The following is a 20,407-nucleotide window of genomic DNA, read 5'->3' as shown; positions in this document are numbered from 1 at the left end:
CTTTTCTCGTCATCGTCTATTGCTTCCTGAAGCGCCTTTTCAGCCATCAGATAAAGCTCATCATAATCCATACTGTTGTGGGATAGATGGATGCGCCCACGCAGATATGGATATCATCCTCATGCGCAAGGTACACTGAATTCAGCGCTTCGCTCATGTCGATAAGCCCCTGTTTGAGAGCATCATTCGCCTTGAAAAGGTCGTACTGCGTATAGTCAGCCATTATCAGGAACTCACCCTCACCTGTACGTCCGAGGATATTCTTGGATTCGGGCGAATCAGTCTTCAAAAACTCTGCAAGACCGCGGTAAGACTTGATTATAGCACCGTTGTATCCCGATGCACCGTAAGCTGCACGGATCTTGTCGAGATTCGTTATCCTTGCTATCGCCAGCATCATCGTTGCCCCCGAAACACAGGTCTCCAGCTTATCCGCTATGATGTTTTCGGCTTCTTCGGCATTTATGATACCCGTCAGCATATCCACCTCCGGTGTCATAGAAGCCACAGAAGCGAAGGCAGGCTCATTCTTGACGTTTATAACAAGCAGAGTCAGCATGAGTATCAGAACCAGCATAAGAGCAATTGCCGTTTCAAGCTCCAGCTTTTTATAAAACTCGTATGCACCCGACATATCTTTCATCAGCACGATGGTCCAGCCGTTTCTCAGCGTTTTTTCAGTCTGTATAGTTGTATCCGAGATAACAACACAGCTGTCGCTGCTGGTCTGGTCTATATCGAATTCCTTTTTGGTATTGCTTATGGTGATGACTTTCTTGTCGCCGTCCATTAGCAGCAGCTGTGAATCCTTTATACGTTCTGCGCTTGTGATAAGGTATCTGAGCTCTTCGGTATAAAAACTTCCCAGGAACAGCACATTGTCATTCGCCTGACTTATGTAGTACACCTTTCCCTGGTCATCGTTCACTCCTGCGACCCAGATCCTGCGGTTTTCGCCCAGCAGCCTTTTCAGGAACGGATATACCTTGTTCTCGTTATCGCACATAAGCTCTCTCGTGCCGTCCGAAAGTATTCCCGCGGCTGCATCGTTGCGGTATATCAGCGCAAAGTCGCAGTAGTTATCGATTATACTGAGAGCGTTCACGTTCTTTTTAAGTTCAGCCAGCCTTTGTGAATTATCATACTCTGTTCCCGTGGAGAAATTGGCCGCATCGAAGCTCATGAGCCCTTCATCGGCAAGCACGATAACACTGGCATCCTCCAGCTTTTTCATATGCATATCCAGCACAGCCGCTGACTGTTCAGCAGAATTCCTGAGCAGCTCGGCTTCGTATTCAAGCTGTTTATCATAATGCGCATAGCTTGCATAACTAAGGCATGCTGCCCCTACTGCCGCCATGACGATAAGCATTATTATCATCATCGTGCGCACAGAGTGCTTCAGCTTTTTCTTACCATCTTTTTCCAAAATCCGTACCTCTATCTTCAATAACGGTCATTATCCCAAAATGCAAAGTTTTCTTAACCATTACATTTTTTATATGGCCTATCAATTTTTTTGTATACAGATACATTATAGCATACCGCCGCAAAAATTCAATTATTAATTTGTAAATTATTGCATAAATACACAGTTTTTTATGAAAATTAGTATATACAGACAAAAAAATGCCCGAACAATTACATTCGGGCATCATAATAAAATACATATTCACAATTTCCGCCGATGTACAGCGAAATATCAAGCTGTTATGTCTGCACAGATATCTTACTTGAAGTATCTGTCGTACAGACCCTTGAAGCCACAGCCGTGTCTAGCTTCGTCCTTAGCCATTTCATGAACTGTGTCGTGGACAGCATCATAGCCAAGCTCCTTAGCCTTCTTAGCCAGCTTCATCTTGCCCTCGCAGGCACCGTTTTCAGCCATATATCTCATTTCAAGGTTCTTCTTGGTGGAAGGTGTTACAACTTCGCCCAGCAGCTCTGCAAACTTAGCAGCGTGCTCAGCCTCTTCCCATGCAGCCTTCTCATAGTAAAGACCAACCTCGGGATAGCCCTCTCTGTAAGCTACTCTTGCCATTGCAAGATACATACCTACCTCAGAACATTCGCCGTTGAAATTCTCTTTAAGACCGGCAACTATCTCGGGGTCAAGACCCTGAGCCACGCCTACTCTGTGCTCATCAGCCCATACCAGCTCAGCAGCTTCCTTCAGCTCATCGAACTTTGAAGCGGGAGCATTACACTGAGGACATTTCTCGGGAGCAGCGTCACCTTCGTAGATATAACCGCAAATAGTGCAAACAAACTTTTTCATTGGGGTATTCCTCCTTTTTATATTCGTTTCAATTGTTAACGTCAGACAATAGTCTTTAATTTATTATTGCATATTAAGTGCATTTTGTCAAGACTAACTCCCATAAAATTACAGAGATTAATTTATACCGATTTTGTATATTTTAACAACATAAAATATCTCCCCCGCGTTGAGGGAGATATTATCATCATGCAGAAATCTGCCGAAAGAAACGCATTACAGCAGTTTTTTGCCCTTGATATGCGCAGCAAGCTTTGTAAGGTCGGTGACATTGACAACACCATCACCGTTGAGATCGCCTTTGACGGTGTCTTTTGCGGGAGGTACTTCGCCCAGCGAGATGAATTCAAAGCCGTTGTCCTTTGCGTACTTTTCGGCTGCTGTGCCTGTATAGCCTGATATAGTAAAGCCGTCGATTTTTTCGCCTTTACCATTGTATCCCAGTGCTGATTCACCGATATATGTCACAGAACTTGGTACCGTTATTTCCTTTGCTGTTATGTACAGGAAAGCACCTTTCCCTATATATTCCAAGCCCTCATGCAATACAAGGCTCTTTGCCCTGTACATGAATCCAACGTCGTATATTTTGATCACATTTTCAGGTATCTCCAGCGTATCATAAACTCTGTGTTCAGTTGATAATGCATCTGAAAAAGCTCCCTTTCCGACATATTTAAGAGAATCGGGCAGGTGTATCTCTCCATGCATCATTGTCATGTCAGCAATGCCTACAACACCGTCAGGTATGGTGAGAGATTCATTTTCTATGTCAAACAACGTAATGATCACCCAGCCGTCAATGATCATATAATCACCGTTATTGTTTTGTTCTGATTCAATTTCCGTATTCACAAACGGATCGATCCCTATACGCTCAAGCGAATCCGGTAACGTTACATCTTTCAGATAAGTACAGTTAGCAAAAGCATAACGCCCGATATTTGTAACACCCTCGGATATCTTTACGCTTTTCAGGTTTGTACACTCCTTAAAGGAAAGCTCGCCTATACTTGTAACAGGAATACCATCTATATTTGCGGGTGTGACCACATTTTCGTCATTTCCGTTATAATTTGTTATCTCAACCGTTCCGTCATCAAGCAGCTTATAAGTATAATCACCAAATGTTTCTTCGGCGCTTGCCGTCAGGACTGTATCAACAATGGTGTTTGCAGGCATTGCCGCGCCGCCAAGCACGAAAGTCAGCGCCATAAGTCCTGCCAATATTTTTTTGCTTTTCATAAATTTACCTCCTTCAAATTCGTATACTACACAAACTAAATATGTTGTATTTGTTTATATATTTTACAATAATGAACAATACGCATTATATTAACTATATTATACATCTAATATCTCCCCCGCGTTGAGGGAGATATCATCTTGCCTAAAGAAACGCATTACAGCAGTTTTTTGCCCTTGATATGCGCGGCAAGCTTTACAAGGTCGTTGATATTGATATTACCATCGCCGTTAAAATCTGCTAATGAGGGATCGGGAAGCATTCTCTTGCCCTTGATATGCGCAGCAAGCTTTGTAAGGTCGGTGACATTGACAACACCATCACCGTTGAGATCGCCTTTGACGGTGTCTTTTGCGGGAGGTACTTCGCCCAGCGAGATGAATTCAAAGCCGTTGTCCTTTGCGTACTTTTCGGCTGCTGTGCCTGTATAGCCTGATATGGTAAAGCCGTCAATTTTTTCGCCGTCTTTATACCCGAATGCCGAGTTCCCGATTTCAGTCACGCTTGCGGGAATTGTTACGCTTGTCAGGCTTGTGCAATTATAAAAAGCGGCAGCACCTATGCTTGAAACATTTTCGGGTATGGTAACTTCTTCAAGTGATTGACAAAAAGCAAATGCACTATATCCAATACTTGTCAAAGTGTCCGGGATATTCACACTTTTGAGTTTGTAATTGCCTGAAAATGTGTAGTCATCTATGGAAGTGAAGCTTCGCGGGATAGTCACGGAGGTGATATATAAACAGTCTTGTAATGCCATTTCATAATTACCTGTTACCCCTTCTGGTATAACAACATCGCCCTCACAGACAACGGCATCAAACACCTTATTATTAATTATGACCAGCGGATCTTCAGCCCGCTTGTCTGCCAGCCATTTTGTGTTTCCAAACGCAAAATAACCAACGTATTGAACACTTTCGGGAATATTGACATCGGTAAGGGCAGTACAATCGTAAAATGCCATAAAACCTATGCTTAACATACCTTCTGCCATACTAACTTTTGCAAGTTCACTGCAATCTTCAAATGCTCGTGATTCGATTTCGGTAACACTCGCGGGTATCGTTACGCTTGTGATGTCCTTATTGCGGTGAAATGCATAATCTTCTATCACTGTAACACCATCGGGTATCACAACATCTCCCTTACAAGTTCCTGCTTGGAGCAGGACATTATTGATAATGACCAAGGGATCTTCAACAGTCTTTTTTTCAAGCCACGGTGTTCCTGAAAATGCACTATGATCAATATCTGTCACACTTTTGGGTATGGTCACATCAGCAAGCTTACTGCACGAATTAAATGCATCAACTTTTATTTTTGTAACACCGTCGGGAATGATGATGCTTGTAAGGCTTTCACATTCTTCAAAAACAGCAGTTTTAAGTTCTGTGATACTATTGGAAAGAGTCACACTTTCAAGCTGAGCACTTCTCTCAAATGCGAATGTACCCATCTCTATGACACTGTCAGGTATCTTAACACTAGTGATACCACTTTCACGGAATGCACATGAACTTATGACCCTGACACCATCGGGTATAACTATATCGCCTTTGCAATGGCAGCCGTCAATTACAATGTTACTATCGATAACAAGCGGATCTTCGGCTAGTTTATCATTTAACCATTTTGTTGCGTAAAATGCATCTTCACCTATGATGGTGATACTTTCTGGCAGGTTTATCTCTTCAAGATTCGTACAGCCCTCGAATACAAATTCTCCTATTTCAATAAGTCCATCAGGCAGAACAACACTTTTGATCTCACTGTGGCACTTAAATGCTTCATCCAGTATCTCAGTAACTGGCTTGCCATCTATCTCGGAGGGTATTACTATATTTGTTTCCGAGTCATCATACCCATCTTTAAATCCGTCTATCATGATAGTGTTTTTTTCATGATCTACTATATAATTAAAGTTCCCGTAGGTTTCATAAAAAGCACTCGCCGTTACAGCGGTATCGAAGGCTGTCGGAAGCTTTGGCAGTGCCGTTCCTCCGAAAACAAACATCAGCGCCATAAGCCCTGCTATTATCTTTTTAATGTTCATAAAATTTCCTCCTTTTTATATTATTAAATTTCAGAAACATTATATTATGTTTTTCAACATTTGTCAATCCCGAAATATCCCCTTTTTCGTGTTCACAGAATATTGACAATCCAATATCTTAGTGATATAATATAGTTTAAAGGTTTTTACCGAAACTTAGTATTATTTGAAAAGAGGTCAATCACCATGCTTACACTCGATAAAGTGTTCGACGCATCAAATGTATTAAAGGAGGTCATCAGACCTACCGCCTGTATCGCTGCTCCTCAGGTAAATCCTGACTGCAACGTTTTCCTGAAAACGGAAAACCTCCAGATAACAGGTTCTTTCAAGGTAAGAGGTGCTTATTACAGGATATCCCAGCTTTCCGATGAAGAGAAATCTCACGGTGTTATTGCTTGTTCTGCGGGCAACCACGCTCAGGGCGTTGCGCTTGCTGCTGCCAAGAACGGTATCCGCTCAATAATCTGCCTGCCTGACGGTGCGCCTATTTCTAAGGTCGAGGCTACAAGAAGATATGGTGCTGAGATATGCCTTGTTCCCGGTGTATACGATGACGCTTATGCCGAGGCTATACGTCAGCGCGACGAATGCGGCTACACTTTCATACACCCATTCGATGATGAAAATGTTATCGCAGGTCAGGGCACTATCGGACTTGAGATACTCAATCAGGTGGCAAATGCCAACGTTATAGTTGTTCCCGTTGGCGGCGGCGGACTTATCTCGGGTGTGGCTTTTGCAGTAAAGCAGCTGAATCCCCGCGTAAAGGTATACGGTGTTCAGGCTGAGGGCGCGCCCTCAATGGTAAAGTCCATCGCTGAGGACAAGATACTCCGCCTTGACAGCGTTCACACCATCGCTGACGGTATTCAGGTAAAAGAGCCCGGTGCTAATACATTTGAATACTGCAAGCAGTACGTTGACGGCATAGTTACCGTTACCGATGACGAGGTAAGCTCGGCTATACTGCACCTTATCGAGAAGCAGAAGCTCATCGCTGAGGGTGCGGGTGCTGTTTCCGTTGCGGCTGTAATGTTCAACAAGATACCTGATATCAAGGGCAAGAACGTTGTATGTCTGGTTTCGGGCGGTAACATCGATGTTACCATACTCTCCCGTGTCATCAAGAGAGGTCTGCTGAAATCGGGTCGTTCCGATACACTTACCATTCAGCTGGAAGACAAGCCCGGTCAGCTGAAAGACGTTTCCGCAACTATTGCCGACCTCGGCGCGAACGTTGTATCTATCCACCACGAGAGAGCCAGCGAGGACAGCGATATCACAGAGTGCCTGCTGAGACTTGTACTCGAAACAAGAGATTACAACCATATCCGCGATATCCGTGCGGCTCTTACTGCAAAGGGCTTCAAGATAGTAAACAAGTAATATGAGCACAGAAAGCGAAAAGGAAAACGACTGGGGCAAATCCGCGGCGGCTGTTGTCATCAGGGACGGCAAAGTTCTGCTGGTAAGGCACACCTACGGCGCAGGCAAAGGTCTGCTGATAATCCCCGGCGGTTATATACGAAAAGGCGAACTTCCCGATGCTGCCTGCGAAAGAGAAGTTCTTGAAGAAACAGGAGTTTCCGTCAAGGCCGAAAAGCTCATAGGCATAAGGTTCAGTGAAAAGGACTGGTACAGCGTTTTCACCGCAAGATATGTAAGCGGCGAAGCTCGTCCTGATAACGAGGAGAACAGTGAGGCTGTATGGATAGATGCTTATGAAGCCACCGAAAGGGACGATGTCCCCGATCTGACCAAGTCTATGATACGGAGCGCTCTGAAAGGAACAGGATTTGTTCAGACAGACTTTGTATCAAGAGAAAATGAGACGGTAAAAAAGCTTTATACTATATAGATATAACACGGCAGCAGCCGTGATCATAAATAACCATTTTAAAGGAGTAATCAATTATGGCAGAGACAGTTTATACCAAAACAGCACCCGATGCGATCGGACCTTATTCTCAGGCAAAGGTAGTAGGCGGACTGGTGTTCACCTCGGGACAGATAGCTATCAACCCTGCAACAGGCAATGTTGAAGCAGCTACCATCGAGGAGCAGACACATCAGGTATGCAAGAACCTCAGCGAGGTACTGAAAGCTGCGGGAACTTCCATAGACAAGGCTGTAAAGACAGTTTGCTTCCTGAAGAACATGAGCGACTTTGCAGCATTCAACGGCGTTTACGGCGAGTATTTCACTTCCAAGCCCGCTCGTTCCTGCGTAGCGGTAAAGGAACTCCCCAAGGACGTTCTCGTTGAGGTAGAGGTAATAGCAGAAGTTTAATGGCTGAGAGGATACCCGATGAAGGTATCCTCTTTCTCAAAATAACAATATAACAGGAAACGGAGGTAGATACTATGAATAAGGTAACAGCATTAGCAGCTGCGGTGGTACTTGCGGCTGGATTCGCATGGGCAGCAGTGCCCGGTGTCGGAGTATCGGCGGATACCAACAGCGATCCTGAACTGCCGATAATCCCCATAAGCGATGATTCGGGAAGTTCATCGGCACCCGATTACGATTCTTCAAGCGCACCCGATAGCAATGTTGACAGTCAGAACTCGCAATGGGACTCCGGCGACAGTTCACAGGCAGAGCCCTATATCTGGAAAGAGACCGAGGATGAAGCGGCAGCAAGGGAGCTCAAAATAAGCTTTCAACCGGTTTTGGTTTTCAAGGATGGCAGCGAGAGCGTGCTTGACAGACCATTCAGCCACGAGACTATGGAGGGCTATACATCTTACGATGATGTATATTATCTAACTCTTTCCCGCAAGAAAGCAGAAGAGCTGCTTTCAGGAACAGGTCATCAGTATGAGGATATCGACCGTGTCGATTACAGAGTGACTGTGGAAAACGATGAAAACACCAATTACAGCGGCGATCATATGCTTGATGTATCTATCCAGGCTTACTGTATAGCTGACAAAGAAGATACCGCAAAGATACCATCAGAGAAGAGAGTTATCCAGGGCATAGGCACTACCGAAACTTACGGCGATACTATCCTTGAAAATGACTATGACAGCATGGACTTCGTTTTCAGGGTATCTTATTCGGGGGCAAATGTCTACCTGCCAACCGAAGCTCACAAAAAGGCTATGATGGTCACTTTCGATCCCAAGATCGTTCTCATTCTTGATGACGGCAGTGAGATACTGACAGATATCCCCCTTGACTTCAAACAGGATAATTATGAGAACTACACTTTCAGTGCGAATGTTCCGCTGAATACCTTAAGCAAGTATCTTAACGATGCGGGCAAAACCATTGATGATCTTAAAGCTTTTGCAGGATATATCGACTCAGCCTATCCCGCAGGACAGGGCATAAATACAAACTCTGTGATAAGGCACGTTACTTATCGCATGAACATGGACATGAACCTGAAACCGGGATATAAATTTTCTATCCGCGGCGGTACACTACACGGCAACTATGATGCTGAGCTTCCCGCAAAGTGCCAAAACGTAAAGATACTGTGCAACGACGATATCGACGGCATGATCGTTGAAGCGGACAAAGATGACCCCGATCGTATAAAACTGTCTGTTGTACGTGATGTTGAAAGCTTTGACATCTCTTTCACCTTTGAAATGCACAAAGCAGAAATGACAGGCTACAGTGATCCGTCGGTCAAACTTAAAGGCGACCTCAACAATGACGGTGTGGTAAATGTTACCGATATTATAAAGCTTGCGGCTCATATCAAGGGCAAAAAGATGCTCCCCGACCCATCAGCCGCAGATTTCAACAATGACAGCAAAATAAACGTCAATGACCTTACCAAACTTGCGGCACACATCAAGGGCAAGAGGCTTTTAAGTTAATTTTGCTTAACAAATTTTCCGATAAATATTGACATATTTCGACGCAAAGTATGCTATAATTTTAATAGTAGGAATCGTTTCTCCCCCGTTTTCGGACGGGGGAGAATATTTGCGCTTTATAGGGGGTAATGATTTGAAAGCATACGAAATTCTTATGGATCTCGCCATAATAATGATGAGTGCGAAATTCATGGGGCTGCTGGCAAGGAAGATCAAGGCGCCTATGGTAGTCGGCGAGATAATCGCAGGTGTGATAATCGGTCCGTGCGTGCTAAACATTCTACAGCCATCGGATAATCTGAGCATTTTCTCAGAGATCGGTGTTATACTGATAATGTTCTCGGCAGGACTGGAAACCAATTTACAGGAGCTGAAAAAATCGGGATTTATCGCCTGTATACTAGCCTGTGTGGGCGTTTTTGTACCGCTGGTGTGCGGTGCGGCACTGTATACTGCTTTCTACGGATTTGACGGCTTCGGCAGTGAGAATTTCTTCAAAGCGCTGTTTATCGGCTGTATAATGACGGCAACATCTGTGGGCATAACGGTGGAAGCCCTTAAAGAGATGGGCGTACTTAAAGGTCGCGTGGGACAGACCATACTTTCCGCCGCCATAATAGATGATATCATCGGCATAGTGGTACTCACTTTCGTACTCAGCCTGAAAGACCCATCAAGCAAGATAAGCGTAGTTTCGCTGAAAGTTGTAGGATTCCTTGCAGCGTCCGTTGTTCTCGGCATACTGATATACAAGGTATTCAAGGTCTGGGACGAAAAATATCCCCATACAAGGCGTATCCCCATAATCGCACTAAGCCTTTGCTTTATACTGGCTTATGTGGCTGAGGAATTCTTCGGCATTGCCGATATCACAGGCGCGTACATCGCAGGCATAATCCTCTGCAACGTCCGTGATGCGGATTATATCGACCGTAAGGTAAGCGTCAACGGATATATGTTCTTCGCCCCGATATTCTTTGTTTGCATCGGTCTTAAAACCAACTTTGACGGCATCAACAGCGAGATAATACTGTTCTCACTGGCATTTGTGGCAGTGGCAATGCTTTCAAAGCTTGTAGGCTGCGGACTTGCCGCAAAGTGCTTCAAGTTCAAGACCATTGACTGCATCAAGATAGGTGCGGGCATGATGACCCGCGGCGAGGTCGCCCTCATCATCACAAACAAAGGTCTCAGCATGGGCGTTATCCCTGCGGATTACTCAACTGCCGTTATACTGCTTATAATCGTAAGCAGTATTGTAACTCCCATATTCCTGAAATACCTTTACGCAAAATCACCTGACAGCACCAAAGACGCACCGGTCACAGCCGATGCGAAGTAAACATCTCCAATATAGAAAGCGCAGTATGTTATCAACAACATACTGCGCTTTTTGTTTATATAGTTAACGACATTAGAAAGTGAACTTTGAGAACGAGTAAAAGTTCGATCTATGCTTTTGCGAAGTTCGCAAAGCAGCAATTTCAATGTCGTTTACTATAATATCAGTTTTCTGCGAAGCTTCCTGTGTAGAGCTGGAAGTACTTGCCTTTCTTTTCAAGCAGTTCATCGTGTGTGCCGCGCTCGATTATCCTGCCCTGTTCAAGAACCATTATACAGTCGGAATTCTTGACTGTTGAAAGTCTGTGGGCAATAACGAAAGTAGTTCTTCCGTGCATGAGAGCGTCCATACCTGTCTGGACCAGCTTTTCTGTGCGGGTATCGATGGAGGAAGTCGCCTCATCGAGGATAAGCACAGGCGGGTCGCCGACTGCGGCTCTTGCTATGGCAAGAAGCTGTCTCTGTCCCTGGCTGAGGTTTCCGCCGTCACCCTTTAATACTGTATCGTAGCCGTGCTCAAGCTTCTCGATAAAGCCCGAAGCATTTGCAAGCCTGGCCGCCGCGATACATTCTTCATCGGTAGCATCGAGATTTCCGTAGCGGATATTATCCATTACAGTACCTGTGAACAGGTGTGTATCCTGCAGAACTATGCCGAGAGTTTTTCTCAGTGCGGGCTTTTTGATCTTGGAGATATTTATGCCGTCATACCTTATCTTACCGTCCTGGATATCGTAGAAACGGTTTATAAGGTTGGTGATGGTGGTCTTGCCTGCACCTGTTGAACCTACAAAGGCTATCTTCTGACCCGGCTTGGCAAACAGTTTTACATCATGGAGAACTATCTTGTCATCGTTGTAGCCGAAATCCACACCATCGAAAACGATCTCACCCTTCATCTGGGTGTAGGTAACAGTGCCGTCTTCCTTGTGAGGGTGCTTCCATGCCCATGTGCCTGTGCGCTCTGCACATTCCTTGAGATCGCCGTTGCTGTCGAATTTTGCATTGACGAACTCAACATAGCCCTCATCTTTCTCAGGTGTCTGGTCAAGCAGATCCATAACTCTGCCTGCGCCTGCGGATGCCATTATTACAAAGGTCATCTGCTGGCTTATCTGGGTGATAGGCATTGTGAAGCTCTTGTTCAGACTAAGGAAAGTTGCGATAGTACCCAGTTCTACTCCGCCCCAGCCTTTTATCAGCATGAACGCACCTACAAGTGCAGAGAGAACATAGCTGAGGTTGCCTATATTTGCATTGATAGGCATGAGGATATTTGCGAACTTGTTTGCGTTGAATGCGCTGTCACGCAGTCTGTCGTTGAGCTTGCCAAAGTCCTCTTTGGCTTTTTCCTCGTGGCAGAATACCTTTACGACCTTCTGACCGTCCAGCATTTCCTCGATGAAACCGTTGACCTCACCAAGGTCTTTCTGCTGTGCGCCGAAGTATTTGCCAGACTTCATGGAGATATTCTTGGTAGTTATCATCATTACGAAAGCCATGAATATGGAGAGAAGCGTCAGCGGGATATTCAGCACTATCATCGCTGTGAGAGTGGATACAAATGATACGGTCGAGTTTATCAGCTGTGGTATGCTCTGTCCGATGAACTGACGGAGAGTATCAACGTCATTTGTATAAACAGACATTATATCGCCGTGGGCGTGAGTATCAAAATACTTGATGGGCAGGCTTTCCATGTTATCGAAAAGCTCATTTCTGAAATTACGCAGAGTGCCCTGACCTACGTTTACCATTATCCTGTTGTACGCATAGGAGCATATGAGTCCCACAACATAGAGAGCTGCAAGCTTGCCAAGGGATGCCGCAAGGCCTGAATAATCAGCGATGTAGGCTTTTCCTGCTTCCTCAGCGGCTGTTTTTGCTTTCAGCATGGGAGAGATGTAATCATCTATCAGAGTTTTCATGTAGGTCATACCGACAAGTGTGGCAATAGCCTGCACGATAATGCACACAACTACGATAAAGAAGTGTATCTTGTAATCCCTGAACATGAACTTGATAACTCTGCCCAGCACCTTGAATGTGTCCTTGCTCATCTGCGGACGTGGTGCGGTCTTATCGAATTTCGGCATTACTCTCCCTCCTTTCCTGTGCTGACTGTTTTGCCCTGAGCGTTCTCGGGTCTGTCGAAGTCTCCTCCGCCGCCCACCTGTGAACTGTAGATATCAGCGTAGGTCTCGCTGGTCTTCAGCAGTTCCTCGTGAGTGCCGATACCTGTTATCCTGCCTTCTTCGATAACAAGTATCCTGTCAGCCTTTTCAACGCTGGATATACGCTGTGCTATAATTATCTTTGTAGTGCCGGGTATTCTCTCGGCGAAAGCCTGTTTTATCTTTGCATCGGTAGCAGTATCAACTGCACTGGTGGAATCATCGAGGATAAGCACCTTGGGGCTCTTCATCAGGGCTCTTGCTATACAGAGCCTCTGCTTCTGTCCGCCTGATACGTTAGCGCCGCCGCGCTCGATATGTGAGTTATACTTATCGGGCATACGCTCGATGAATTCGTCTGCACAAGCCGACTTGCAGGCTTCTATGCACTCCTCTTCGGTAGCATTCTCATTGCCCCAGCGGAGGTTTTCGATGATAGTGCCCGAGAACAGCACGTTCTTCTGGAGTACCACGGAAACATTATCTCTCAGGAATTCCATATCGTAATCCCTTACATCAACACCGCCCACTTTTACAGCACCCGAAGTAACATCGTAAAGTCTGCTGATAAGGTTAACAAGAGAGGTCTTGCCCGAACCTGTAGGTCCGATGATGCCTATGGTCTCGCCTGACTTGATATGCAGGTCGATATCGTGAAGGACTTCCTTGTTCTCACCCTTGAAGTATGCGAAATCAACGTGCTCGAAATCGATGGAACCGTCCTTCATCTCCTTGATGGTGTCAGCCTTGTCGGAAAGATCGGGCTCTTCGTCCAGAACTTCGCTGATACGCTTTATGCTGGCAGTTGACATGGAGATCATAACGAATATGAATGAGAGTATCATCAGCGAGATAAATGCGCTGAATATATACGAGAACAGGCTGGTGAGTTCACCTGTGGTAAGGCTTCCGCCAACTACCATATGTGCGCCGAACCAGCTTATAGCGATGATCGCGGAGTAGCTTACCAGCATCATGAATGGGTTGTTGAGGGCTACGATGCTCTCAGCCTTGACGAACATATTATAAAGGTTACCCGATGCCTTGCGGAACTTATCCTTTTCGTAATCCTCACGTACATAAGCCTTTACAACTCTTATAGCGGAAACATTTTCCTGTACCTTTGCGTTGAGTTCATCGTACTTCTGGAAAGCCGCGCTGAATGTCTTCATGGCAAAAGCCACAACAGAGCCGAGAGCAATTGCCAGGAACAGCAGTACTATCAGGAACAGACTGCTCATCTTCGGGCTTACGATAAAGCTCATCACAAGACTGCTTATCAGCATGAAAGGCGCTCTTACCGCGATGCGTATGCACATCTGGAAAGCGTTCTGTATATTGGTGACATCTGTGGTCATTCTGGTAACAAGACCCGCAGTGGAGAACTTGTCGATATTTGCAAAGGAGAAGGTCTGTATCTTGCGGTAGATCTCCTCCCTGAGATTACAGGCGAATCCCGTAGATGCCCTTGCACCGTGTACACCCGACATCATGCCTGCCAACAGGCTGACAATAGCCGCAGCCAGCATCGCGCCGCCGAATAATGCGACAGCCTTCATGTCGCTCTTTTCTATACCCTCATCTATTATCTTCGCCGTTATGTAGGGTAGAAGCACTTCCATAACGACTTCAAGCATGGCATAAAAAGGTGTGAGGATAGTATCCTTTTTATACTGCTTTATCTGAGCTAGGATCTTCTTCATTTATCCTGCCCCTCCTTTTCAGCGTCTTTTAGATTATCTGCCATCCGCGACAGCAGACGGTTAAGAGTTTCAAGCTCTTCTTCCTCAAAACCCTTGAAAGCTCTGCCTTCGATACTGACCATGCAGTTTTCTATCTCGGCTTTGTGCATGGCAGCCTTTTCGGTAGCTATCAGACCTCGCCTGCGTTCATCGGTGTCGCAGCCTTCCATTGTCAGATAGCCTTTAGCCCTCAGCTTTTTGACCAGCCCCGATACCGTCGCACCCGCTATATTCATCTCCCGCTGTATATCCGAGGGATAAACAGGCGGCTCATGACACATTATAAACATCAGCACATAGCTCTGGGCTGCGGTTATATCGTTATGGGCGAGCTCTGAATTGATTATGTTACCTATCTTCTGGTGAACATACTTGGAAGTTTTGAGGACTTCTTTCTGAATTTCTTCTTTCACTAATTATTCGCCCCCTTATGATTAGCTTGCTAACTATCAGCCTGCTATTTAATTATACTGCTATTTTGTCATGATTTATACAGCTATTTTATGAACAAATTATTTTCATACAAAACGCGCATAACTAAAGTAATAACTCCGTGCATATTCAGCAAAACGCGCATGGCACAAAAAGACCCGACACATACGTGTCGGGTCATATCCGTTATTAAAAACGATCTTAGCCGAGCTTCTTAGCAAGCTGAGACTTCTTTCTTGCAGCGTTATTCTTGTGCAGAATACCCTTTGTGCAAGCCATATCGACCTTCTTGATAGCGGTTCTAACTACCTGCTCCTTATCAGCAGCATTGTTAGCAACAGCAGCATCAGCCTTCTTCAGAGCAGTCTTAAGATCGGACTTGATAGCCTTGTTTCTCATGGTCTTCTTCTCGATGACCTTAACTCTCTTCTTTGCAGACTTAATGTTAGGCATTATGGACACCTCCCTCAATGTATAAAATCTCGCTTATCAGGATAAGCTATCCGCAGACTGAGAGGAAATGCGGATAACAGATTTGGCAAGCTTACTAAAATAGTTTAACACATTTTTCTCCCAATTGCAAGGGGTTTTCAAAAAAAATTCCGCAAATTTTCGGAACTTTATTTGTACATATTGTTTAAATCCACCCCTGTGTGATGCTACATACGATAATTTTATCATACATACTGTGGGTTTTACTGGGGAAAACCTTTCTTCAGAAAGGTTTTCCCCAGTAAAACCCGCAGTACGTATGATAAATTATTATTTACAGCATCAGAAAGAAGGTATTGAAATGAAAGATCCACGCACTGATCTGGCGGTTGAGGCTGCACGCAGGCTGTCGCTCAGCCGCGATATTGAGGGCGTAAGCCGCAAGATAGATATCCTGTCGGGATCTCAGCTTGAGATCGCAGACATCACGATAGAGACCTCTGCTGCCGCCAGAGAGCTTTGCCGTCCGAAAGGGCGGTATATCACGCTAAAAGCGATGGACAGCACCTTTGAAAACTACTGTACCTGCCGCGACGACCGTATACAGACCATAGCCGAAACTCTGCGAAGCCTTGCGGTCGGATGCGAGCGCATACTTGTGACAGGTCTTGGCAACCGACATCTTACCGCTGATGCGCTGGGACCTCTTACGGTGGACAGGATATTCGCCACCCGACACATAAAGCGTCTTGCCCACGAGCTGGACACCGACGAACTCACCGAGGTATCGGCTATCGAAACAGGAGTTCTGGGGCAGACGGGGATAGAATCTACCGAGCAGATCAAAGCTTTGTGCGAAGCTGTCCGCCCTGACCTTGTGATAGCTGTTGATGCTCTTGCCTGCTGGGAGCTTGACCATCTCGGGCGGACGATACAGCTTTGCGACACGGGCATATCCCCCGGCAGTGGAGTTGAAAACTCCCGCAAAGAGCTTTCACGCGCCACCCTTGGTGTGACCTGCATAGCCATCGGCGTGCCAATGGTGGTAGACCTTGCATCTGCCGCCGAGATGATATTCGGCAGACCCGCCCCTGAGGGCAGCGAGCGAATGACCGTCACCCCGGGAAGCATTGACAAGCTGGTGGAATCGGCGGCGGGATATATCGCTGAGGGGATAAATCTGGCTTTTCAGAAGAATATGACGCTGGAGGAGTTGAGGAGCTTATAGTCGGTTTTTATTGGGATACTCATTGTATGCTAAGTTAAATCTGGGGTGGGGTAGTCGGATATTTGCTGTGTACGCTGGTTTGCTTGTTTTCGCCCCTCGTTCCTCGGGTCGAGTCATCGGATTCGCTGTCGCTGTCCGATGACGGGCGCGGCAATAATTTACGCACATAGTATGTGCGGTGGCATACGATCGCATACGCTCGGAATATTTGGTATTGCCGCGCCTTTTTGATAGGGCGGGTAGTTTGCTGCTCTTTTATTGTTTGCTATGTATTTTAGTTTTGTGCCTTGGTGATTGAGGGCTCTGCCCTCAAACTCCCGCAAGCCTGCTAGCGCGAGGCTTGACCGCGCGCTTTGTCTCTTTGGCAGTTTACGCAGGATCGCTTAGTTTCACTTTTTTGTTCATTCTGAAAACCGCAATAATCGGTAAGCTTTTGAGAGCGTCTGTATCCTCGTAAAATTCCGCAAAAGCAGGTACTTAAACGTTGTCGGAACGGCTGTCGGGATAGCTAATCTTTACTTGTATTCACATGGGCGGAGTAGTATAATATAGTTGAATTATTTAATGACAGGAGGCAAGCACATGAAAATGTCATTCCGCTGGTACGGCACGGGAAATGACAGTATCACGCTCTCGCAGATACGTCAGATACCGGGTGTCAGTGAGATAGTCTGGGCGCTGCACGAAAAGCAGCCGGGTGAAGTCTGGGAAAAGTCCGAGATACAGGCTGTCAAAGACGAGCTGGACAAGTACGGCTTCGGCATGAGCGTTGTGGAATCGGTAAACGTACACGATGATATAAAGACTGCGGGTGCGAACCGCGAGCTCTACATAGAAAACTACAAGCAGACGCTCCGCAATCTCAGCGAGTTCGGTGTAAAGGTTGTCTGCTACAACTTTATGCCTGTTTTTGACTGGACGAGGACAGATCTTTTTCACCCTCTGCCTGATGGTTCAACTGCGCTTTATTATGAAAAAAGTAAGATAAAGCAGGATCCCGAGGAGATGGCGGCATATATCCTCAAAGAGACAAAGGGCTACACCATGCCCGGCTGGGAGCCTGAAAGGCTGGCAAATCTGAAAGAGCTTTTTGCCCTTTACAAGGACGTTGACAAGGAAAAGCTCTGGGAGAACCTGAAATACTTCCTTGAAGAGCTGATGCCTGTTTGCCACGAGTGCGATATCAAAATGGCTATACACCCCGATGACCCGCCCTGGGATATCTTCGGGCTGCCACGCCTGCTGACAGATGAAGCAGCGGTGGAGCGTTTTCTGACCATGGTAGATGACCCATATAACTGCCTGACGCTTTGCTCGGGTTCTCTTGGTTCTAATCCCGAGAACAATGTGGCTGATATAGTGAGAAAGCACTGTGACAGGATAGCCTTTGCCCACATACGCAACGTCAAGCACTTTGATAACGGCGATTTCAGCGAGACTTCCCACCGCGACTGTGACGGTGATGTTGGCATACTGGATATCATCAAAGCCTACCATGACGGCGGTTTTGACGGCTATATCCGCCCAGACCACGGCAGACACATTTGGAACGAAAAATGCCGACCTGGCTACGGTTTGTATGACAGGGCTCTGGGCATCATGTACATACTGGGTGTATGGGATATGCTGGACAAGCTGAAAGGTCAGCAGAGCTGATAAAAAGACTAACGGGTGTTCCGCAGAAATGGGGGACACCCTTGACATAGTGAATGTCACTGTTTTTACAGTTACAGAAAGGTAAAATATGGATAACACAAGACGACCCTTTATGGACAAGGATTTTCTGCTAGACACGGAAGAAGCGCAGATACTTTTCCATAAATATGCAGAGGATATGCCTATAATCGACTACCACTGCCATATCGACCCGAAGGATATCGCCGAGGACAGGAATTACGACAGTATCACCGAACTCTGGCTGGGGGGCGACCATTACAAGTGGCGGCTGATGCGTCAGTGCGGTATAGCTGAGAAGTACATAACAGGCAAAGAGGACAGCCGTGAGCGTTTCAGGCTGTGGTGCAGGACGCTCTCACAGGCGGTAGGAAGCCCGCTGTATCACTGGAGCCATCTGGAATTGCAGAGGTATTTCGGCTGTGATCTTCCCATATGCGAGAAGAATGCGGACGAGATATATGATATCTGCAACGCTAAGCTGAAAAGCGGTGAGCTTTCAGCCAAGAAGATAATAGGTATGTCGAAAGTAAAAGTAATAGGCACCACCGATGACCCATGCGACGACCTGCACTGGCATAAGGTCATAGCTGAGGACAAGGGACTCGGGTGCAGGGTGATACCCACATTCCGACCTGACAAGATACTGCTTATAGAGGACAAGGGCTTTGCTGACTATGTACGTAATCTGGGTGAAGCTTCGGGTGTTGGGATAGACAGCTTTGAAAGCCTTAAAAAGGCGCTTTCACAGCGTATAGACTACTTCGCTGAGATGGGCTGCCGAAGCAGTGACCAGAGTACGGTGATGTTCCCCTGCATACCAACAATTGCGAAGGAATGCGAGCGCATCTTTAATAAAGGTATGGGCGGTGAAGCTGTCAGTGAGGAAGAAAGGCTGGGATTTATTACCGAAGTCATGCTGTTTCTGGGCAGAGAGTACCGCCGTCACGGCTGGGTGATGCAGCTGCATTTCGGGGTTGCGAGAAATACCAACAGCCGTATGTTTGAAGCCATCGGCAGAGATACGGGATTCGACCGCATACACAGCGATGCCCCCATAGAGAGCCTTGCGGCTTTCCTCAACGAGCTTGACAAGACTGACAGTCTGCCAAAGACAGTGCTTTACAGCCTTGACCCCTCCATGAACACAGCCCTTGATGTGCTGGCTAAGTGCTTCAACGATGAGGGCGTGTGCGGCAAGGTACAGCACGGTGCGGCATGGTGGTTCAATGACAATATGGGCGGCATGAAAGAGCATCTGCGGAGCTTGTGCGAACAGGGCGTGCTGGGCAATTTCATCGGTATGCTGACGGATTCCCGCTGTATGCTCTCCTACACAAGGCACGAATATTTCAGGCGGATACTCTGCGCATTTATAGGCAGGCTGTGTGCTGACGGCGAGCTTTACTTCGATGAAGATATCCTTGGGGACATAGTCAGAAAAGTCAGCTACGAAAATGCGGTGAAGTTTTTTGGCGTTGAATGAGGTGGCTGTATGCTGAATGGATTCAAGGAATGGGCAAAGAAGAACGGCTGGAACATATTCCCTGCAAAGGACAGCAATGACTTTCCCGACTTCATAACGGAAAGATACGCTATCCCCGAAAACTGGTTGCAGTTCATCAGACCTCTGGAGGTCTGTGAGAATAATGATGCAACGGTGTGGTTCGTGACCCCGTGGGACTTTCGCAAACAAGAGAACGGCTTTCGGTGGAACGAATTTGAGCTTATGAGCCTTGAATGGTGTGACGGCGACAGTGCAGTTACCGAATTCTGGGACAGGCATATACCTGTTGTGCAGTCGGTGAAGGACGGATATTCATACTACGCCATAAACACGGAGAGCGGCAAAGTAGTGTACGGCTGCGAGCCTGAGTTCGAGGAAGCGGAAACTGTGGCAGACAGCTTTGAGGACTTCATAGCAAAGATAATAGCAGGAGAAATAAAACTCTGATGATATAGAGG

17 protein-coding genes are annotated in these 20,407 nt (G+C 46.3%); 9 read left to right on the top strand and 8 right to left on the bottom strand.

From position 1 onward, the window contains the following. Positions 1–46 precede the first annotated feature (46 nt). The 4 genes from BM265_RS01395 to BM265_RS01375 form a co-directional block, all read right to left on the bottom strand. Entirely contained in the window at positions 47–1,429 is a 1,383-nt protein-coding gene (locus tag BM265_RS01395) for a hypothetical protein (protein ID WP_074959699.1), read from the bottom strand. Between the two features lie 300 nt (positions 1,430–1,729). Then, entirely contained in the window at positions 1,730–2,278 is a 549-nt protein-coding gene (locus BM265_RS01385) for an NADH peroxidase (protein WP_074830617.1), read from the bottom strand. A 216-nt stretch (positions 2,279–2,494) separates the two neighbouring features. Further along, positions 2,495–3,523, bottom strand: coding sequence for a leucine-rich repeat protein (locus tag BM265_RS01380; RefSeq protein ID WP_074959697.1), 1,029 nt, complete (start codon positions 3,521–3,523; stop codon positions 2,495–2,497). A gap of 158 nt (positions 3,524–3,681) precedes the next feature. After that, positions 3,682–5,580: a leucine-rich repeat protein gene (locus BM265_RS01375; RefSeq protein ID WP_074959696.1), complete on the bottom strand. Its 1,899-nt coding sequence runs from the start codon at positions 5,578–5,580 to the stop codon at positions 3,682–3,684. 186 nt (positions 5,581–5,766) lie between these two features. On the opposite strand from BM265_RS01375, the gene ilvA reads away from it, so the two are divergent. The 5 genes from ilvA to BM265_RS01350 all read left to right on the top strand — a co-directional run bounded on the left by ilvA (position 5,767) and on the right by BM265_RS01350 (position 10,761). Continuing rightward, entirely contained in the window at positions 5,767–6,969 is a 1,203-nt protein-coding gene (gene ilvA, locus BM265_RS01370) for a threonine ammonia-lyase (protein WP_074959695.1), read from the top strand. Position 6,970: 1 nt separating this feature from the next. Then, positions 6,971–7,441 (top strand): NUDIX domain-containing protein, encoded by a 471-nt coding sequence (locus BM265_RS01365; protein WP_074959694.1) that lies wholly within the window; start codon positions 6,971–6,973, stop codon positions 7,439–7,441. Between the two features lie 56 nt (positions 7,442–7,497). After that, entirely contained in the window at positions 7,498–7,872 is a 375-nt protein-coding gene (locus tag BM265_RS01360; protein WP_013499610.1) for a Rid family detoxifying hydrolase, read from the top strand. 74 nt (positions 7,873–7,946) lie between these two features. Further along, a complete protein-coding gene (locus BM265_RS01355; protein WP_074959693.1) occupies positions 7,947–9,419 on the top strand; it encodes a dockerin type I repeat-containing protein in 1,473 nt (490 codons plus the stop codon). Between the two features lie 133 nt (positions 9,420–9,552). After that, positions 9,553–10,761 carry a cation:proton antiporter gene (locus BM265_RS01350; RefSeq protein WP_074959692.1) on the top strand — a complete coding sequence of 403 codons (1,209 nt, stop codon included), beginning with the start codon at positions 9,553–9,555 and terminating at the stop codon, positions 10,759–10,761. 163 nt (positions 10,762–10,924) lie between these two features. Here the strand turns inward: BM265_RS01350 and BM265_RS01345 are convergent, their stop codons facing one another. From BM265_RS01345 to rpsT, 4 genes are all read right to left on the bottom strand, one after another. Further along, positions 10,925–12,856, bottom strand: coding sequence for an ABC transporter ATP-binding protein (locus tag BM265_RS01345; RefSeq protein ID WP_074959691.1), 1,932 nt, complete (start codon positions 12,854–12,856; stop codon positions 10,925–10,927). Further along, a complete protein-coding gene (locus tag BM265_RS01340; protein WP_074959690.1) occupies positions 12,856–14,637 on the bottom strand; it encodes an ABC transporter ATP-binding protein in 1,782 nt (593 codons plus the stop codon). Before BM265_RS01340 ends, BM265_RS01345 begins: the two co-directional genes overlap by 1 nt. Beyond that, positions 14,634–15,089: a MarR family winged helix-turn-helix transcriptional regulator gene (locus BM265_RS01335; RefSeq protein ID WP_074959689.1), complete on the bottom strand. Its 456-nt coding sequence runs from the start codon at positions 15,087–15,089 to the stop codon at positions 14,634–14,636. The genes BM265_RS01340 and BM265_RS01335 overlap by 4 nt, the downstream gene beginning before the upstream one ends. A gap of 220 nt (positions 15,090–15,309) precedes the next feature. Then, positions 15,310–15,561 (bottom strand): 30S ribosomal protein S20, encoded by a 252-nt coding sequence (gene rpsT, locus BM265_RS01330; RefSeq protein ID WP_074959688.1) that lies wholly within the window; start codon positions 15,559–15,561, stop codon positions 15,310–15,312. Positions 15,562–15,901: 340 nt separating this feature from the next. Here rpsT and gpr point away from each other — a divergent pair, with 340 nt between their 5' ends. The 4 genes from gpr to BM265_RS01310 all read left to right on the top strand — a co-directional run bounded on the left by gpr (position 15,902) and on the right by BM265_RS01310 (position 20,396). Next, positions 15,902–16,768 (top strand): GPR endopeptidase, encoded by an 867-nt coding sequence (gene gpr / locus BM265_RS01325; RefSeq protein WP_074959687.1) that lies wholly within the window; start codon positions 15,902–15,904, stop codon positions 16,766–16,768. Between the two features lie 582 nt (positions 16,769–17,350). Continuing rightward, positions 17,351–18,424, top strand: a complete 1,074-nt coding sequence (gene uxuA / locus BM265_RS01320) for a mannonate dehydratase (RefSeq protein WP_074959686.1) — start codon at positions 17,351–17,353, stop codon at positions 18,422–18,424. Between the two features lie 88 nt (positions 18,425–18,512). Next, positions 18,513–19,928 carry a glucuronate isomerase gene (gene uxaC, locus BM265_RS01315; RefSeq protein ID WP_074959685.1) on the top strand — a complete coding sequence of 472 codons (1,416 nt, stop codon included), beginning with the start codon at positions 18,513–18,515 and terminating at the stop codon, positions 19,926–19,928. Between the two features lie 9 nt (positions 19,929–19,937). Next, positions 19,938–20,396 carry a hypothetical protein gene (locus BM265_RS01310; protein WP_074959684.1) on the top strand — a complete coding sequence of 153 codons (459 nt, stop codon included), beginning with the start codon at positions 19,938–19,940 and terminating at the stop codon, positions 20,394–20,396. The last annotated feature ends 11 nt before the right edge of the window (positions 20,397–20,407 follow it).

Origin of the sequence: Hominimerdicola alba (genome assembly GCF_900112155.1) — a bacterium.
Taxonomy (GTDB): Bacteria; Bacillota; Clostridia; order Oscillospirales; family Ruminococcaceae; genus Hominimerdicola; species Hominimerdicola alba_D.
This window is presented reverse-complemented; position numbering and strand designations above follow the sequence as displayed.

Bases quoted from the DNA above. Each gene is read 5' to 3' on its own strand.
- BM265_RS01385 (WP_074830617.1), bottom strand. From the start codon at position 2,278: ATGAAAAAGTTTGTTTGCACTATTTGCGGTTATATCTACGAAGGTGAC.
- BM265_RS01380 (WP_074959697.1), bottom strand. From the start codon at position 3,523: ATGAAAAGCAAAAAAATATTGGCAGGACTTATGGCGCTGACTTTCGTG.
- BM265_RS01375 (WP_074959696.1), bottom strand. From the start codon at position 5,580: ATGAACATTAAAAAGATAATAGCAGGGCTTATGGCGCTGATGTTTGTT.
- ilvA (WP_074959695.1), top strand. From the start codon at position 5,767: ATGCTTACACTCGATAAAGTGTTCGACGCATCAAATGTATTAAAGGAG.
- BM265_RS01365 (WP_074959694.1), top strand. From the start codon at position 6,971: ATGAGCACAGAAAGCGAAAAGGAAAACGACTGGGGCAAATCCGCGGCG.
- BM265_RS01360 (WP_013499610.1), top strand. From the start codon at position 7,498: ATGGCAGAGACAGTTTATACCAAAACAGCACCCGATGCGATCGGACCT.
- BM265_RS01355 (WP_074959693.1), top strand. From the start codon at position 7,947: ATGAATAAGGTAACAGCATTAGCAGCTGCGGTGGTACTTGCGGCTGGA.
- BM265_RS01345 (WP_074959691.1), bottom strand. From the start codon at position 12,856: ATGCCGAAATTCGATAAGACCGCACCACGTCCGCAGATGAGCAAGGAC.
- BM265_RS01340 (WP_074959690.1), bottom strand. From the start codon at position 14,637: ATGAAGAAGATCCTAGCTCAGATAAAGCAGTATAAAAAGGATACTATC.
- rpsT (WP_074959688.1), bottom strand. From the start codon at position 15,561: ATGCCTAACATTAAGTCTGCAAAGAAGAGAGTTAAGGTCATCGAGAAG.
- gpr (WP_074959687.1), top strand. From the start codon at position 15,902: ATGAAAGATCCACGCACTGATCTGGCGGTTGAGGCTGCACGCAGGCTG.
- uxuA (WP_074959686.1), top strand. From the start codon at position 17,351: ATGAAAATGTCATTCCGCTGGTACGGCACGGGAAATGACAGTATCACG.
- uxaC (WP_074959685.1), top strand. From the start codon at position 18,513: ATGGATAACACAAGACGACCCTTTATGGACAAGGATTTTCTGCTAGAC.
- BM265_RS01310 (WP_074959684.1), top strand. From the start codon at position 19,938: ATGCTGAATGGATTCAAGGAATGGGCAAAGAAGAACGGCTGGAACATA.